This is a genomic window from Nocardiopsis alba DSM 43377 (genome assembly GCF_000341225.1).
GTDB classification, from domain to species: domain Bacteria; phylum Actinomycetota; class Actinomycetes; order Streptosporangiales; family Streptosporangiaceae; genus Nocardiopsis; species Nocardiopsis alba.
The window spans coordinates 38,721-54,377 of sequence record NZ_ANAC01000010.1 but is presented as its reverse complement, the minus strand read 5'-3'; the positions used below and the strand labels follow the sequence as shown (position 1 = coordinate 54,377).

The 15,657-nt window shown below is 71.2% G+C and carries 14 protein-coding genes; 8 read left to right on the top strand and 6 right to left on the bottom strand.

Features of this window, described 5'->3' with window-relative positions; all coding sequences use genetic code 11:
* The first annotated feature begins 94 nt into the window (after positions 1 to 94).
* A complete protein-coding gene (locus tag D451_RS0107495; protein ID WP_017533959.1) occupies positions 95 to 1,177 on the top strand; it encodes a glycoside hydrolase family 5 protein in 1,083 nt (360 codons plus the stop codon).
* 57 nt (positions 1,178 to 1,234) lie between these two features.
* Here D451_RS0107495 and D451_RS0107490 read toward each other — a convergent pair whose 3' ends face one another.
* The gene (locus D451_RS0107490) at positions 1,235 to 3,718 is read right to left on the bottom strand and encodes an ATP-dependent Clp protease ATP-binding subunit (protein ID WP_017533958.1); all 2,484 of its coding nucleotides are present in this window, start codon (positions 3,716 to 3,718) and stop codon (positions 1,235 to 1,237) included.
* Positions 3,719 to 4,062: 344 nt separating this feature from the next.
* Here D451_RS0107490 and D451_RS0107485 point away from each other — a divergent pair, with 344 nt between their 5' ends.
* Positions 4,063 to 5,379 carry a bifunctional o-acetylhomoserine/o-acetylserine sulfhydrylase gene (locus tag D451_RS0107485; RefSeq protein ID WP_017533957.1) on the top strand — a complete coding sequence of 439 codons (1,317 nt, stop codon included), beginning with the start codon at positions 4,063 to 4,065 and terminating at the stop codon, positions 5,377 to 5,379.
* Positions 5,376 to 6,518 (top strand): homoserine O-acetyltransferase MetX, encoded by a 1,143-nt coding sequence (metX, locus tag D451_RS0107480; protein ID WP_017533956.1) that lies wholly within the window; start codon positions 5,376 to 5,378, stop codon positions 6,516 to 6,518. The genes D451_RS0107485 and metX overlap by 4 nt, the downstream gene beginning before the upstream one ends.
* Before the next feature lie 369 nt (positions 6,519 to 6,887).
* Here the strand turns inward: metX and xylB are convergent, their stop codons facing one another.
* The gene (gene xylB / locus D451_RS0107470) at positions 6,888 to 8,279 is read right to left on the bottom strand and encodes a xylulokinase (protein ID WP_017533954.1); all 1,392 of its coding nucleotides are present in this window, start codon (positions 8,277 to 8,279) and stop codon (positions 6,888 to 6,890) included.
* A gap of 168 nt (positions 8,280 to 8,447) precedes the next feature.
* Between xylB and D451_RS0107465 the strand changes: the two genes are divergently transcribed.
* Positions 8,448 to 8,879, top strand: coding sequence for a hypothetical protein (locus D451_RS0107465; protein WP_017533953.1), 432 nt, complete (start codon positions 8,448 to 8,450; stop codon positions 8,877 to 8,879).
* 82 nt (positions 8,880 to 8,961) lie between these two features.
* Here D451_RS0107465 and D451_RS0107460 read toward each other — a convergent pair whose 3' ends face one another.
* The 4 genes from D451_RS0107460 to D451_RS0107445 are packed head-to-tail and all read right to left on the bottom strand — an operon-like array spanning position 8,962 to position 12,530.
* The gene (locus D451_RS0107460) at positions 8,962 to 9,483 is read right to left on the bottom strand and encodes a flavin reductase family protein (RefSeq protein WP_017533952.1); all 522 of its coding nucleotides are present in this window, start codon (positions 9,481 to 9,483) and stop codon (positions 8,962 to 8,964) included.
* Positions 9,480 to 10,067, bottom strand: coding sequence for an NADPH-dependent FMN reductase (locus D451_RS0107455; RefSeq protein WP_017533951.1), 588 nt, complete (start codon positions 10,065 to 10,067; stop codon positions 9,480 to 9,482). The genes D451_RS0107460 and D451_RS0107455 overlap by 4 nt, the downstream gene beginning before the upstream one ends.
* An 18-nt stretch (positions 10,068 to 10,085) precedes the next feature.
* Positions 10,086 to 11,249: an LLM class flavin-dependent oxidoreductase gene (locus D451_RS0107450; RefSeq protein ID WP_017533950.1), complete on the bottom strand. Its 1,164-nt coding sequence runs from the start codon at positions 11,247 to 11,249 to the stop codon at positions 10,086 to 10,088.
* Positions 11,250 to 11,270: 21 nt separating this feature from the next.
* A complete protein-coding gene (locus tag D451_RS0107445; protein WP_017533949.1) occupies positions 11,271 to 12,530 on the bottom strand; it encodes an SfnB family sulfur acquisition oxidoreductase in 1,260 nt (419 codons plus the stop codon).
* A 775-nt stretch (positions 12,531 to 13,305) separates the two neighbouring features.
* On the opposite strand from D451_RS0107445, the gene D451_RS0107440 reads away from it, so the two are divergent.
* Genes D451_RS0107440 through D451_RS0107425 form a run of 4 tightly spaced genes read left to right on the top strand, consistent with a single transcriptional unit; the run spans position 13,306 to position 15,609 of the window.
* Positions 13,306 to 13,878 (top strand): cysteine dioxygenase, encoded by a 573-nt coding sequence (locus D451_RS0107440; protein ID WP_193789600.1) that lies wholly within the window; start codon positions 13,306 to 13,308, stop codon positions 13,876 to 13,878.
* On the top strand, positions 13,875 to 14,312 hold the full coding sequence (locus D451_RS26330; RefSeq protein ID WP_017533947.1) for a rhodanese-like domain-containing protein: 438 nt from the start codon (positions 13,875 to 13,877) through the stop codon (positions 14,310 to 14,312). The genes D451_RS0107440 and D451_RS26330 overlap by 4 nt, the downstream gene beginning before the upstream one ends.
* The gene (locus D451_RS28245; protein WP_017533946.1) at positions 14,309 to 14,458 is read left to right on the top strand and encodes a hypothetical protein; all 150 of its coding nucleotides are present in this window, start codon (positions 14,309 to 14,311) and stop codon (positions 14,456 to 14,458) included. Before D451_RS26330 ends, D451_RS28245 begins: the two co-directional genes overlap by 4 nt.
* Positions 14,455 to 15,609 carry a YeiH family protein gene (locus D451_RS0107425; RefSeq protein ID WP_017533945.1) on the top strand — a complete coding sequence of 385 codons (1,155 nt, stop codon included), beginning with the start codon at positions 14,455 to 14,457 and terminating at the stop codon, positions 15,607 to 15,609. The genes D451_RS28245 and D451_RS0107425 overlap by 4 nt, the downstream gene beginning before the upstream one ends.
* Positions 15,610 to 15,657: the final 48 nt, after the last annotated feature.

The following is a 15,657-nucleotide window of genomic DNA, read 5'->3' as shown; positions in this document are numbered from 1 at the left end:
GTGCTACCAAGTCGTAACTTCTACGGGAAACACTCCTTCCGGATCCCCCCGCCCCCTGCGCGCGGCCGGCCCGCGCTCCCGTTGGAGGTCACCCTTGGCGCGTCTTCGCACGACCACCCCCGCCCGCCACCCGTACCGGACCCTCTCCCTCACAGCGGTGGGAGCGCTCCTGCTCGGCGCGGCCGCGTTCTTCCCGGCCTCCGGCCAGGAACTCGAACCGGTCTCGTCCACCTCCCCGGACACCACCGCCATCGACGGACACGGACGGCTCTCCGTCTGCGGCATCAAGCTCTGCGACGAGAACGGTGAACAGGTCCAGCTCACCGGGATGAGCACCCACGGCATCCAGTGGTACGACCACTGCCTCACCGACGGTTCCCTGGACGCCCTGGCCGACGACTGGAGGGCCGACGTCCTTCGGGTGTCCATGTACATCCAGGAGGGCGGCTACGAGACCGACCCCCGGGGCTTCACCGACCGCGTCCACGAGCTCATCGAGGAGGGTACCGAGCGCGGCCTCTACGTGATCGTCGACTGGCACATGCTCACGCCGGGCGACCCGAACCACAACACCGGGCGGGCCAAGGAGTTCTTCCAGGAGATCGCCTCGGTCCACGCGGACAAGGACAACCTGCTCTACGAGATCGCCAACGAGCCCAACGGGGTCTCCTGGAACTCGATCAAGGGCTACGCCGAGGAGGTCATCCCGGTCATCCGGGCCGAGGACCCCGACTCCCTCGTGCTGGTCGGCACCCGTGCCTGGTCCTCGCTGGGGGTGTCGGAGGGCTCCGACCACTCCGAGATCGTCGCCGACCCGGTGGACGCGGACAACATCATGTACGTGTACCACTTCTACGCGGCCTCCCACGACACGGTGCACTACGACACCTTCGAGCGGGCCGTGCGGGAGCTTCCGCTGTTCGTCACCGAGTTCGGCACCCAGGAGCACACCGGTGACGGGCCTGACGACTTCTCCTCCGCTCAGCGTTACCTCGACCTGATGGAGCGGGAGAAGATCAGCTGGGTGAACTGGAACTTCTCGGACGACTTCCGCTCCGGCGCGGTCTTCGAGACGGGCACCTGTAACGCGGGCGGCCCCTGGGCCGGTACCGACTCCCTCAAGCCCGCGGGGGAGTGGATCCGTGAGCGGATCCGGACCAGCGGCCTCTCCGGCTGACCTCGGACACACGAAGACGGGCCCCGGACGCGTGCGTCCGGGGCCCGTCCACATCCGTCACTCGGTCGAGATGACCAGCTCGCCGGCGTCGTCCACGTCGACCACGACCCGGTCGCCCGAGGCGATCTGCCGATCCAGCACCATCCTGGACAGCCGATTGCCCACGTTGCGCTGGATGGTACGCGCCAGCGGACGGGCGCCGAACTCGGGCTGGTAACCGCGGCGGGAGATCCAGCGGACCGCCTCGTCGGTGAAACGGATCGATATGTCCTGGGCCGCCATCCGCTCCTCGGTCCGCTCCAGCATGAGGCGGGCGATCTGGTCGATCTGCTCCTCGCCGAGCTGCTGGAAGACGATGACCTCGTCGATCCGGTTGATGAACTCGGGGCGGAACTCCTCCCTGAGCCGGCGCATCACCCGTCGTTCGGTGTCGGCGTCCATCTGCCCGTCGGCGGTGAAGCCCATCGGACCGCCCCCGGTGATCGCCTCCGAACCCAGGTTGCTCGTCATGATCACCACGGTGTTGCGGAAGTCGACCGTGCGACCCTGGCCGTCGGTCAGACGTCCGTCGTCCAACAGCTGCAACAGCAGGTTGAACACGTCCGGGTGGGCCTTCTCGATCTCGTCCAGGAGCAGCACCGAGTACGGGTGGCGACGGACCGCCTCGGTGAGCTGACCGGCCTCCTCGTATCCCACGAACCCGGGCGGCGCGCCGGTCAGCCGGCTGGCGGTGTGCCGCTCCTGGAACTCGCTCATGTCGAGCCGGACCATGGAGTCCTCCGAACCGAACAGCGCCTCGGCCAGGGCCCGCGCCGACTCGGTCTTGCCCACGCCGGTCGGGCCCAGGAACAGGAAGCTGCCCACGGGGCGGTCCGGGTCGCCGAGCCCGGCCCGGTTGCGGCGGATCGCCTCCGAGACGGCTGTGACCGCCTCGTCCTGGCCGATGACCCGGTCGTGCAGCACCTCCTCCAGGTTGACGAGCCGGTCGCGTTCGGCCTGGGTCAGCTGCGATACCGGGATGCCGGTGCCGCGAGAGACGACCTCGGCGATGTCATCGGGACCGACCTCCGGGACGGCCGAGCCGGTCCCGCGCGCCTGGTGGACACTGCTCCTGGTCTCGTTGATCTCGTCGCGCAGTCGAGAGGCCTTCTCGTAGTCCTCGTCCTGGACCGCGCGGTCCTTCTCGCCCTCCAGGTCCTTGAGCCGCTTCTCCATCTCGCGCAGGGTGGAGCTGGAGGTCTTCAAACGGAGGCGGACGCGGGCTCCGGCCTGGTCCACGAGGTCGATGGCCTTGTCCGGCAGGAATCGGTCGGTGATGTAGCGGTCGGACATCTCGGCGGCGGCCACGAGGCTCTCGTCCCCGAACCGCACCTGGTGGTGCGCCTCGTAACGGTCGCGCAGCCCGCGCAGGATGTCGACGGTGTCCTCCACCGACGGTTCGGGCACCTGGACCGGTTGGAACCGGCGCTCCAGGGCGGCGTCCTTCTCGATGTTCTTGCGGTACTCGTCCACGGTGGTGGCGCCGATGATGTGCAGCTCGCCCCGGGCCAGGGCGGGCTTGAGCATGTTGCCCGCGCTGGTCGATCCCTCCGAGGCTCCGGCGCCGACGATGGTGTGGATCTCGTCGATGAAGATGAGCAGGTTCTCGGACTGGGCGCGGATCTCCTCGACGATCTTGTTCAGCCGTTCCTCGAAGTCGCCCCGGTAGCGGGTGCCCGCCACGATCCCGGAGACGTCGAGCTGGACCAGCCGCCGTCCACGCAGGGTCTCGGGAACGTCGTCGTCGAAGATGCGTTGGGCGATGCCCTCCACGATCGCGGTCTTGCCCACGCCCGGGTCGCCGATGAGCACCGGGTTGTTTTTGCGCCGGCGGGCCAGGACCTCGATGCACTGTTCGACCTCGTCGTCGCGGCCGACCACCGGGTCCAGCCGACCCTCCCGGGCCAGGGCGGTCATGTCGGTCCCGAATTCGTCCAGGGAGGGTGTCTGCGAGGGTTCTCCCTCGACCTGACCTCCTCCGGAGGCGGGACCGGTCGCCTTCTGCAACGACTCGGGGGTGATCCCCTGATCGCGCAGCAGTTGGCCGACCGGGTGGTCGGGGTTGATCGCGAGCGCGAACAGGATGTGCTCGGGCATGATGCCGGAGCTGCCGGTGGCGCGGGCGATCTGGAGGGAATCGAGAAGGGCCCGTTTGGCCGAGGGGGTCAACCGGGCGGAGCCGCGCACCGCCCGCGGCGCCTGGGCGACCGCCTGGTCGATGACGTCCTCCAAGGGCTTGGCGTCGGCGTCGGTGCGTTCCACCAGTTCGCGGACGGGCGGGTAGCGCAGGAGCGCCCAGAGCAGATGGACCGAGTCGATGTCGGCCCCACCGCTCTGGAGCGCGCGTCGCGCCGCGGCGTCCGCGATCTGTCGGGCCTCGGGGCTCATCAGCTTGGACAGGTCGACGCGGCGGACGGGTCCGCGGGCGCCGAGGAACCGGGCCAGGAACTCGTCGAAGGAACCCGGGTCGCCGCCCGGCCCCTCGGGGTGGTCGTTCGTCATCTCGATTCGTCCCCCGTGCGTGTGTTGACAGTCCTTTGTAGTGGCTCGATAACCCTACGTGAGAAAGTGCATATCGGTCGGTAGCGACCATGGGTGCGGGCTCGAGTGGAGTCCGTGCCCCCCACACTCCCCGGCGGCGCCGTCGTTCACACGTGGCGGGGGCTCGCTCGTGTGCGTCGTCGATCGAGGACTTCGAGACGGGGGCTCCAGGGGGCGGGGGTGAGGGGGCTCATGGTGCGAGAGGCGCTGCGGTTTCGGGGATCCGCTGGCCCTTCTCCGGGGGTGGTGCTAGCCTCGTGGTGATTCCCTACTTTTTTGGTCTGTTTTATCGGTAGGAGTACGTCTTGAGCACCGACATCACCAACGAGGACTCCTGGTCCTTCGAGACCCGGCAGATCCACTCCGGGGCCGCGCCCGACCCCGCCACCAACGCGCGGGCCACCCCCATCTACCAGACGACCTCCTACGTCTTCCGGGACACCCAGCACGGCGCGGACCTCTTCGGTCTCGCCGAGCCCGGCAACATCTATACCCGGATCATGAACCCGACTCAAGACGTCCTCGAACAGCGTCTCGCCGCGCTCGAGGGCGGCGTCGCCGCGGTCGCCTTCGCCTCGGGCTCGGCCGCCATCACCGCCGCGATCCTCAACCTGGTCGGGGCCGGCGACCACCTCGTGTCGAGCCCACTGCTCTACGGCGGCACCTACAACCTCTTCCACCACACCCTGCCCAAGCTGGGCATCGAGGTCTCCTTCGTCGAGGACCAGAACGACCCGGAGGCGTGGCGCGCCGCGTCCCGCCCCGAGACCAGGCTGTTCTTCGGTGAGACCCTCGCCAACCCCGGTGGCAACGTGCTGGACGTACGCGCGATCGCGGACACCGCGCACGAGGTCGGGGTCCCGCTCGTGGTCGACAACACCGTCCCCACCCCCTACCTCCTCCGGCCCATCGAGTACGGGGCCGACATCGTCGTGCACTCGGCCACCAAGTACCTCGGCGGCCACGGCACCACCGTCGCCGGCGCGGTCGTGGACGCCGGGACCTTCGACTTCGGAGCCCACGGGGACCGCTTCCCCGGCTTCGTCGAGCCCGACCCCAGCTACCACGGCCTCAAGTACTGGGAGGCCCTCGGCCCCGGCGCCTACGCCGCCAAGCTCCGCGTCCAACTGCTGCGCGACACCGGCGCCGCCATCGCCCCGCTCAACTCCTTCCTCATCCTGCAAGGCGTCGAGACGCTCTCCCTGCGGATCGAACGTCACGTCGACAACACCCAGGCCCTCGCCGAGTGGCTGGAGTCCCGGGACGAGGTGGAACGCGTCCACTACGCCGGGCTGCCCTCCAGCCCCCACCACGAGCTGGCCCGCTCCTACCTGCCGCGCGGCGCCGGAGCCGTGCTCTCCTTCGAACTGCACGGCGGAGTGGAGGCCGGACGCGCCTTCGTCGACGGCACAGAACTGTTCAGCCAGCTCGTCAACATCGGCGACGTGCGCAGTCTGATCGTCCACCCGGCCAGCACCACCCACAGCCAGCTCACCCCGGAGGAGCAGGTCACGGCCGGGGTCGCTCCGGGGCTGGTCCGCCTGTCGGTCGGCCTCGAACACATCGACGACCTCAAGGCCGACCTCGAACTCGGCTTCCGCGCGGCCAAGGCGTACCAATGACCCAGGGCTCCGCCCCTCCCACCGACCGGCTTCCGTACGGGGGCTGGCGGGAGGGAGACCCCGTGGCCGCGCGCCGCTGGGTCGCCCTCGAACACCCCCTGGAGCTGGAGTCGGGGCGGCACCTTCCGGGTGTCCGCCTGGCCTACCAGACCTGGGGTCGCCTCGATCGGGAGGGCTCCAACGCCGTCCTGGTCCTGCACGCCCTCACCGGGGACGCCCACCTGACCGGACCGGCCGCCCCCGGGCAGGCCGGACCCGGCTGGTGGGAGGGGGTCGTCGGCCCCGGCCTCGCTCTGGACACCGACCGGTACTTCGTGGTGGCGCCCAACGTGCTCGGCGGCTGCCAGGGAAGCACCGGTCCCTCCTCGAAGGGGCCCGACGGCAGTCCCTGGGGAAGCCGATTCCCACGCCTCACCCTGAGGGACACGGTCCGGGCCGAGACGACCCTGGCCGACGCCCTCGGAGTGCGCTCCTGGGCCGCGGTCATCGGCGGATCCATGGGAGGGATGCGCGCCCTGGAATGGTCGCTCATCCACCCCGATCGGGTCCGCCGGGCCCTGGTCATGGCCTGCCCGGCGGCCACGAGCGCCTGGCAGATCGCCTGGGCCGCACCGCAGTTGCACGCGATCCGCTCCGACCCGCACTGGCTCGACGGCGATTACCACGACACCGGCCGCGTGCCCTCCGAAGGGCTGGGCGTGGCCCGCCGGATCGCCCACATCACCTATCGGGGCTCACGGGAACTGGACGAACGCTTCGGTCGCCTGCCCCAGGAAGGGGAGGACCTCGATGACCGGGGGCGGTACGCGGTGGAGTCCTACCTCGACCATCAGGCCGGCAAGCTCGTCCGCCGGTTCGACGCCGCCAGCTATGTCCTGCTCACCGAGGCGATGAACGCCCATGACGTGGGCCGTGGTCGCGGCGGCGTGGCGGCGGCGCTCAAGGCCATGCCGGAACGGACGATCGTCGCCGGGGTGGACACCGATCACCTCTACCCGCTCCACCAGCAGGAGGAGATCGCCCGCCACCTGCCGGTCCCCGGGCGGGTCCGGGTGATCGAGTCGGCCCAGGGCCACGACGGCTTCCTCACCGCCACGGATCAGGTGTCCGCGCTGGTGGAGGAGCTGCTGGCCCGCTGAACCGGGTGCGGCCCCGAACGGAGCCGCACCCGGCCCGGCCGGTGATCGGGAGGAGGCCGCCGTGAGACGGTCGGTCTCCTCCCGGGTCGACCTCGTCTCGGTCGGGGCCGCCGGCGCTCGGAACCGCTCCGGGTTCCGGGTGCCGGAGAGCACCGAGGTCACCCCCGGACGCTCCACCGGCCAGGCCGGCGCCACCGTCGCCGGTTCCACCGGCCGCTCGGCGGGCCAACGGCCGATTCGGCCGTATCGACGACGTCGCCGCCGAACCGGCGACGTCGGATCTCGTTCCTCTCGGCGCCCTCTCCGAGCGGTGATCGTTCCGTCCCCCGAACCGGACGGGGTCGTCCGTCGTGCATCGGGCAGGGCGGATCAGACGCCGTGGAGGGCCCGCCGGTACTCGGCGTAGCGTTCGCGCAGTCCGTTCCCGGCCTCGGGAGAGTGGGCGGCCTCCTCGGCGGGGGCGCCCAGAGTCCACTCGGGGGGCAGCGGGTCGCCGGACAGGGCCCAGGCGGCCTGGCGGGCGGCGCCCAGCGCGACGTATTCGGCGGCGGGCGGGGTCGCGACCGGCATGCCCAGGACGAGGGGGGCGATGGCGCGGACCGCGGCGGAACGGGCGCCGCCGCCGACCAGGAGGACGCGCTCGGCCCGCACACCCTGCGCGGTCAGGGCGACCAGTCCGTCGGCGAGACCGCACAGCATGCCCTCCACCGCGGCTCGGGCGATGTTGCCCGGGGTCATGTTGTCCCGGCGGAGCCCGTGCAGGGAGCCACTGGCCTCGGGAAGGACGGGGGTGCGCTCTCCGTCGAGGTAGGGGAGCAGGACCACGCCCTCCGCGCCTGGACGCGCTCCCAGGGCGAGGTGGTCGAGGCCGGCCAGGTCCGTGCCCAGCATCGACGCGGCCGAACCGAGGACACGGGCCGCGTTGAGGGTGCACACCAGGGGCAGATGGCCGCCGGTGGCGTCGGCGTATCCGCACACCGCTCCGGTGGCGTCGTGGGTGGGCCGGTCGTGGGCGGCGAACACGGTGCCGCTGGTGCCGAGCGAGACCACCACGTCGCCGGTGCGCAGGCCCAGCCCGAGGGCGGCGCCCATGTTGTCCCCGGTGCCGGGTGCGATCAGGGCCCCTTCGGGGGTGTGCCCGACCGCCTCGGAGGGGGCGGCGACCCGGGGCACCTCCAGCTCTCGCCCGAAGGCGTGGACCAGCAGGTCGGTGCGGTAGGCGTTCTCGGAGGGCGACCAGTAGCCGGTGCCGGAGGCGTCGCCCCGGTCGGTGGTCGGAGCCTGGCGCGCTCCTCCCAGACGCCAGGTGAGCCAGTCGTGGGGGAGCATGACGCCGCGCGCCCTGGAGGCGAGTTCGGGTTCGTGCTCGGAGAACCAGCGCAGTTTGGTGATCGTGAAGCCGGCCACGGGTACGTTGCCGATGGCGTCGGCCCAGACCCCGGGGCCGCCGAGCTCCTCGACCAGGTCGTCGGCGGCTCGGGCCGAACGTCCGTCGTTCCAGAGCAGGGCGGGGCGGACGACCTCTCCCTCGTCGTCGATCACGACCATGCCGTGCTGCTGTCCCGCGACGGAGACGGCCGCCACGTCGTCGAGTAGTCCGGAGGAGGCCTGGGACAGGGCCGTCCACCAGTGGCGGGGGTCGGTCTCGGTGCCGTCGGGGTGTGGGGCGCGGCCCTCGCGCACCACCTCTCCGGTCGCGCTGTCGCAGACCACGACCTTGCAGGACTGTGTCGAACTGTCGATTCCGGCGACGAGTGCCATGTTCGCTCCGTAGGGGTGAGAAAGGGGACGGGCCGTGGGGCGGCCGGGTCATTCTCGCACCCCGCGGGGCTCGATCACCCCATGGGGGTGAGCGGGAATCGTCTTGCCCTCGCGTCATGCCTTCAATAAACTTGAGCCACTGAAGCTCAAGTCGAGAGGGGTGGTCCGATGCGTGTCACGGACGTGTTCGAGGGGATCGACGAGACCCTGACCGGCGGGCTCTCCGTCGGCCCCGTGACCAGGGTCGACAGCGGGCGTCGCGGCGGTCTCCTGGAGGTCCGGGTGGAGCTGGCCCCGGGGGTGGACCCGGGCGGGATCCTCGTCCTGGTGGACGGCGACTCCCTGGCCCTGGTGAGGTCCGGTGACCGCGCGGTCCTGCGTCGCATCCCCTTGGAGGTCCCTGTCGGGCGTCCCGTGCTCGGCCGTGTCCCGGGCGGACTGTCGATCTCCGCCCCTTTGGCCTCTCCCGTCCCGGTACCGATCATCCCCGGGCTGCGCCGACCCTCTCGGGCGGGCAGGGCACGAGCAGCCCTGGCCCGTTTCGGAGCACGGCTGCGGGCCCTCTTCGGTGGGCAGAGCCGATCCCCGAGACCTTCGTGACGCTCGGCCGTCGGAGGTGATGAGGGCGCCCCCGGACCAGGGGCGCCCCCCTCCCGGGCGAAGGGAGGTTCGTGCCGCCGGTTCAGGCCGACGAGGTCACCGAGCCGAAGGTCCCCCGGTGGTGGACCAGCGGGGGAGCCGTCTCCGACACGACCCCGGCGTGGGTCACGCGCCCCACGACCAGAACGTGGTCGCCGATCGCGCGGGTCTCGTACCACTCGCACACCAGGTGGGCCGTGGCGCCCTCCAACAGCGGGACCCCGGCCGGGCCGGGACGCCACGAGGTGGGGGCGGTGAAGCGGTCCACCCCCTTGGCGGCGAACCGGGCGGCCGTCCCCGCCTGATCGGCGGCGAGCAGGTGCACCCCGAACACGGGGGCGCGGCGCAGGTCCGGCCAGGTGGTCGACGACTCGGCGATGTAGAAGGACACCAACGGCGGGTCCAGACTCACGCTGGTGAACGAGGTGGCGGTCAACCCCACCGGGCGTCCCTCGACGTCCGCGGTGATGACGACGACGCCCGCCGGATGGTTGCGCATGACGGCCCTCAGGCGATCGGCCTCGAAGGTCGCGCCGGTACGGGTGGTGGTCTCCGCGACGCTCAACGGATTCTCCCTGAGGGATCGGGCAGTGGTGGGACGGTGGTGGAGCGCGGGTTCAGGGCCGCGCGCAGCGCGGGAGCGGACCTCTCGGCCCAGGGGCGGAGGACCTCCTCCAGCCCGGGGGAGTCCGTTCCCTCGGTGGTCACGGTGTCCTGGAGCAGGGCCAGGCCGGAGGTGGGGACCGAGGCGCCCAGCTCCAAGAGCAGCGGCCTCAGATGCACGTCCACGGCGAGGGTGTGCGCGGGCGACCCCATGACCAGGACCGGGACGGCGGTCACCCCTCCCAGGCCCCCGGAGGGCAGAAGGTCGAGGAAGACCTTCAACAGACCGGTGTAGGTGGCCTTGTAGGTGGGGCTGGCCACGACCAACAGTTCGGAGGCGCGGATCCGCTCCAGAGCCGCCTGCACGTCCAGGGGCGGTCCAGGCGTGAGCAGCAGGGGTTGCAGGTCGGACAGTTCCAGGAGGTCGCCTCGCCCCGGTTCCGTGGACAGTCCGGCGGCACGGGCCGCGTGGCGGGCCGTGGCCAGGGCGGCGGTGGCGGTCCGGGAGTTCGGTCGGGGGTTACCGACCAGAACGGTGGTGGTCATGGTGACGGACTCCGATTCTCAGGACGGGGCGCCGGCGGCGGCGAAGGGGACGGCGGGGTACGAGGGCGCGGCCGGTCCGTCGGGGTGACGCCACAGTCCCCGCTCGGCCAGGATCGGGAGGACGCCCTCACCGAACCAGTACGCCTCCTCCAGATGCGGGTAGCCCGACAGCACGAACTCGTCGATCCCGACCCGGTGGTATCGCTCGATCAGGTCGGCCACCTGGGTGTGACTGCCGACCAAGGCGGTGCCCGCGCCGCCGCGCACCAGGCCCACACCGGCCCACAGGTTCGGATGGATCTCCAGGTCGGCGGGGTCTCCGCCGTGCAGGTCCAGCATGCGGCGCTGCCCTTCGGACTCGCTGCGGCGCAGGTTCCTCTGGACCTCGGCGATGGTCTCGGGCGAGATTCCGTCGAGGAGCCGCCGTGCCTGGTCCCAGGCCTCCTTCTCGGTGTCGCGGCTGATCACGTGCAGCCGGATCCCGTAGCCCGGGTTCCGGCCGTGGGCGGTGGCCGCCGAGCGGACCCGTTCGATCTTGTCGGCCACCGCGGCCGGGGGCTCTCCCCAGGTCAGGTAGGTGTCGACCCGGGCGGCCGCCACCTCCAGGGCGATGGGGGAGGACCCGCCGAAGTACACGGGTGGTCGCGGGTGGGGCGGACGGTGCAGGGTCGCCCCCTCCACGGTGACGTGCTCTCCGGCGAAGTCCACGGTCCCGCCCTCCCACAGAGCGTCGACCACGCGCAGGAACTCGTCGGTGCGCCGGTAGCGGGCCTCCTTGTCCAGGAAGTCGCCGTGCGCCCGCTGTTCGGCCGACTCGCCTCCGGTCACCACGTTGAGCAGCAGCCGGCCGCCGCTCAACCTCTGGTAGGTGCCCGCCATCTGCGCGGCCAGGGTCGGTGTGATCAGCCCGGGGCGGAAGGCGACCAGGAACTTGAGGCGACGCGTGTGCGCGACCAGCATGGCGGTGGTCAGCCAGGCGTCCTCGCACCAGGCCCCGGTCGGGGTGAGCACCCCTTCGAAGCCCAGGTTCTCGGCGGCCCGGGCGATCTGGGCCAGGTATTCGACGGACGGTTCGCGCGTGCGCCGGGCGGCGGCGGAGACGACGTCCGCGCCGTGTCCGCCGCCGATGACGCCTCGGCCGTCCCCCTGGGTGGGGAGGAACCAGTGGAAGGTCAGGGGCATGGGTGTGCTCGGCCCTTCGGTTCAGATCTGGCCGTGCCGCGGTGGGCGGCGACGGTTGAGGGAGTACTCGCCGATGTGCTGGACCTTCCAGCGCACCGGGTCGTGGACGGTGTGGGTACGGGTGTCGCGCCAGTGGCGGTGGAGGCCGGCGGCGTCGGCCGTGGCCCGGGTGCCCGCCACCTCGAACAGGGCGGAGGAGACGTCGACCGCGGCCCGGCCGCCGACGACCTTGGCGGCCGCCACGGCGATCGAGGCCTCGGCGGTGGCGGTCTCGGCCGCTCGGGGGTCCTCGTCCACCGGTGTCGTGTCGGCGACGTCCACTCGGGCGGCCGCCGTCTCCAGCAGGGCCTCGGCCGAGCGGACCAGTACCTCCAGCTCACCGAAGCGGTGCACCAGGAGCGGGTCCTCGGTCGCGTGGTCCACCCCGCTCTCGAACCAGGGGCGGCTCTTGGTACGGACGAACTCCGCGGCCTCCTCCAGGGCTCCGCGCGCCGCGCCGACGTCGATGGCGGTGTGCAGGAGTTGGGCGTGGGCCCCGTAGGTGGTGGGTCCTTCGAAGGTCCGGTAGTGCTCCAGGACGAACTCCGGCGCGACCCGGACCCCGGACAGGTGGACGGTGCCGCTGGCGGTGGTGCGTTGGCCCATGCCGGCCCAGTCGTCCTCGATCCGGACCCGGGGGTCGTCGGCGCGCACGAACGCGATGTGCGGTCGGGGGCCCTCGGGGGTGGGCGCCGGGGCGACCACCGCCAGCCAGTCGGCGAACAGGGAGCCGGTGGCGTAGTACTTGGTGCCGTCGACGATGTGGTGGTCGCCGTCGGGTTCGATCCGGGTGGTGTGGGTGTGCGCGGTCCTGCCCGAACGCTCGGCCTGGGCGTTGGAGACCAGGGAACCGGCGAGGACGTCGCCGTACACGCGCTCGCGGGCCGGTCGTCCTCCGCGCAGACGCAGCGCGTTCAGGAAGGAGAAGTGCGGTTGCAGGATCTGGGCCAGGCTCAGGTCGACCGTGCCGAACAGGCGCAGGACCTCGGCGACGACGCTCGCGGGCGCCTCGAGGCCGCCCAGTTCCCTGGGGACGGTGATGCCGAGCAGCCCGGAGCGGGAGATCTCACGGACGGGCCCATGGGGCAGGACACGGTCCCGGTCGCGTTCGGCGGCCCCCTCGGAGAGGGAGGGCAGCAGGGAGCGTGCGACATCGAGCACCTCGCCGATGGAGGCGATGGTCCGCGGGGGGACGGTGTCGGTGGTCGGGGCGGGCGCCGGTCCGGGGAGCGTCTCGGACAAGGAAGGAACCTCCTGAACTGGTGCGCGGCCGCCCTGGGGCGCCGATCCTGAATTCCTACTGGAATTGCATGAAATCAGAGCGGGGGTCGGTCGTGCGGATCGTCCACGACGACCATCGGTGCGGCGAGGCCGAGTGGATCGGGTGGTCTCACCCGACAGGGCGTACCTGCCCGTCCCGTGTCCTTCGTACGCCACCGATTCGTGTGCTCGTGCCGGTGAGATGGGAGGTGAGAGAGGTTTTCCCGTGTTCTGTGCCGATCGGTGGTGCCGGAATCGAGCCCGCCGTCCGAGCGTGGCGACCGGCCGGGTGACGTGTTCCGGGCATCGGATGCGGCCTTTCTTGGGTGATGCCGAGGATGGTCGTCCGGGCCGAGGTCCTGAGCTGCTCCGCGCATGGCAGCGGCCTCGACCCGGAACGGGATCCGCCTCGCCCGTCCCGTCCGGTGAGGAGGTTCGGACGGGGTGTGCGAGAGCGGTCCGGGCCGACCGGCTCCGCGATTCCGGTCGGCGTGACTCCACTGTGCGTCCTGTAATCATAGTTTGTCAACCAATAAAGTAGGGAATCTTTGCCGTGGGCGTCTCGCTCCAGGTGGGGAGGTGGCGCGCCGCGCCGAACAACTACCAACTAAACCTGTAGGAAATGTGGTTTACTGCTGCGCATGGCAGGCAGCGCGATACCACGTCTCCGGTTCCGGAGCAGGTCGCTCACCTTCGACGAGCACTGTCGGTGGCCGCACGAGGATCCATCGACACCACCGGCAAGGCGAGAAGGAACATGACCGTCAACGACATCGACACCTCCCCTCTCTCGGAAACGGCACCGGCCGCACCGACCCCGCTCACCCTGGACCGCCTGGCCGGGTTGACCGCCGAGATCGCGGAGGAGGTCCGGCAGGGGCTTCACGAGATCCACTTCGACGCGGAGGAACGCTGGTCGGTCCGGCTGCGCGCGGACGACTACACCGACGTCTGGCTCATCTCCTGGACCCCCGACCAGTCCACCCGCCTGCACGATCACGCGGGTTCGCTCGGAGCTCTCACCGTCGTCACGGGCGAGCTGGTCGAACACCACTGGGACGGCGGACTCCGCGAACGCACCCTGGCCGAGGGCGAGGGAGGGCGCTTCCCTCTGGGGCACGTGCACGATGTCGTCAACACCTCGACCGCGCCGGCCGTGAGCGTGCACGCCTACTCGCCCCCGCTGACCGCCATGCACTACTACGAGGTCACCGACGGGGGCACGCTCCGTCGCACCGGGAGCATCCTCACCACCGACCCCGAGCCCGACGTCCCCACGCTGGAGGCCGCCCCCACAGCCCCGGCGGAGTCGGAGGAGGGAGGTCGATGAGCGCGATCGACCGACTCCTGGCCCGCGAACGATCCGCTCTGCGGCGCCTGGAACCGAAGGAGGCACGGCGCGCCGTGGACCGGGGAGCCCTTCTGGTCGACATCCGCCCGGTGACCGACCGCGAGGCCGAGGGCGAGATCCCCGGCGCCCTGGTCATCGACCGCAACGTCCTGGAATGGCGGCTGGATCCCACCGGCCCCGACCGGATCCCCGAGGCGGACTCGACCGATCGGCACATCGTGCTCTTCTGCAACGAGGGCTACGCCTCCAGCCTGGCCGCCGTCGGCCTCCACCGTCTGGGGCTGCCCCGGGCCACCGACCTGGTCGGCGGCTTCCGGGCGTGGAAGGCCGACGGCCTTCCGGTCACCCCACCGCACTCCCGACCATCCCCCCGAGCCGGGCGTTCTCGCGCCCGGAGAACGAGAAGGACATGAGCGAGACACCCTCCACCCCAACGCCCGAGTCCCCACCCGCACGTCGAGGCTTCCGGATCGGTGAGGACTGGGCGGCCACCCTCACCGGCCTCGTCCTACTCGGACTGGCCTTGGCCGGAGTCATCCCGGCGGGGCTGATCCCATGAGCGTCGAACGTCCCTCCGTCGAGAGCGTCGACGCCTCCGATTCCACACCCTCCTCCCCGCCCGAGCGGCGGAACCCCCTCGCCCTCTGGTCATGGACGGCGGTGGGCCTGGCGGTCGTCCTGGGGCTCGCCGCCACCACCCGTTTCCTGGAGTCCCGCGTCCCCGAACTGGCGGAGGGCACCGCCCTGGCCGGGTTCGCCGACGCGGTCGAGTACCCCGTGTACGCGATCGTCCTGGGGCTGCTCGGCAACCTGATCCTGTCCCTGCTCGGGCTGCGCGATCGGTTGGCGCCGGCGTTCCGGACCGAGTTCCTCATCAAGACCGGTCTGGTCCTGCTCGGCTCGACCGTCCTGTTCGACGTGATCGTCCGCGCCGCGGGTCCGGCGGTCCTTCAGGCGCTGGCCCTGGTCACCTCGGTGTTCCTGTTCACCTGGTGGCTCGGGGGCAGGGTCGGTCTGGACGACCGGCTCCGGGCGCTCCTGGCCTCCTCGGTGTCGATCTGCGGGGTCAGTGCCGCGATCGCCGCGGCCGGGGCGGTGCAGGCCAGGCGGGAGCAGCTCGCCTACACCGCCGGTCTGGTCATCCTGTTCGCGGTCCCCTCGATCTTCCTGCTGCCCTGGCTGGTCGAGGTGTTCGGGCTCAGTGGGGCCCAGGCCGGGGCCTGGATCGGCGGCAACATCGACACCACGGCGGCGGTGGCCGCCTCCGGGGCGATCGTGGGGGAGGAGGCGCTCCAGATCGCCTCCATCGTCAAGTCCACCCAGAACGTCCTGATGGGGGTGGTGGCCGTGCTGCTCACCGCCTACTTCGCCGTCAAGGTCGCTCCGGAAGGGCGGGCGAACCGTCCCGGGGTCCGTGCCCTGTGGGACCGTTTCCCCAAGTTCGTGCTGGGCTTCCTGATCGCCTCGGTGGTGGCCACCCTGTGGGCCGACAACGCCCCCGGGGACGCCCAGGCGGGGCTGGACACCGCCAAGGCGCTGCGCGACTGGTTCCTCATCGCCGCCTTCACCAGCATCGGCCTGGAGTTCAAGGCCGGTTCGTTGCGCGAGGCGGGCTGGAGGCCGATCGGCGTCTTCGCGGCCGCGACGGTCTTCAACCTGGTGGTGGGCCTGCTGCTGGCGGTCGTGCTCTTCCGGGGAGTGACGCTCTGAGACGGGGTCGGGGCCCGCGCTCGGATCGACGCGGGCCCTCGCACGGCC

Bases quoted from the DNA above. Each gene is read 5' to 3' on its own strand.
- D451_RS0107450 (WP_017533950.1), bottom strand. From the start codon at position 11,249: ATGCCCCTGACCTTCCACTGGTTCCTCCCCACCCAGGGGGACGGCCGA.
- D451_RS0107425 (WP_017533945.1), top strand. From the start codon at position 14,455: ATGAGCGTCGAACGTCCCTCCGTCGAGAGCGTCGACGCCTCCGATTCC.
- D451_RS0107465 (WP_017533953.1), top strand. From the start codon at position 8,448: ATGCGTGTCACGGACGTGTTCGAGGGGATCGACGAGACCCTGACCGGC.
- D451_RS0107490 (WP_017533958.1), bottom strand. From the start codon at position 3,718: ATGACGAACGACCACCCCGAGGGGCCGGGCGGCGACCCGGGTTCCTTC.
- D451_RS26330 (WP_017533947.1), top strand. From the start codon at position 13,875: ATGAGCGCGATCGACCGACTCCTGGCCCGCGAACGATCCGCTCTGCGG.
- xylB (WP_017533954.1), bottom strand. From the start codon at position 8,279: ATGGCACTCGTCGCCGGAATCGACAGTTCGACACAGTCCTGCAAGGTC.
- D451_RS0107440 (WP_193789600.1), top strand. From the start codon at position 13,306: ATGACCGTCAACGACATCGACACCTCCCCTCTCTCGGAAACGGCACCG.
- D451_RS0107455 (WP_017533951.1), bottom strand. From the start codon at position 10,067: ATGACCACCACCGTTCTGGTCGGTAACCCCCGACCGAACTCCCGGACC.
- D451_RS28245 (WP_017533946.1), top strand. From the start codon at position 14,309: ATGAGCGAGACACCCTCCACCCCAACGCCCGAGTCCCCACCCGCACGT.
- metX (WP_017533956.1), top strand. From the start codon at position 5,376: ATGACCCAGGGCTCCGCCCCTCCCACCGACCGGCTTCCGTACGGGGGC.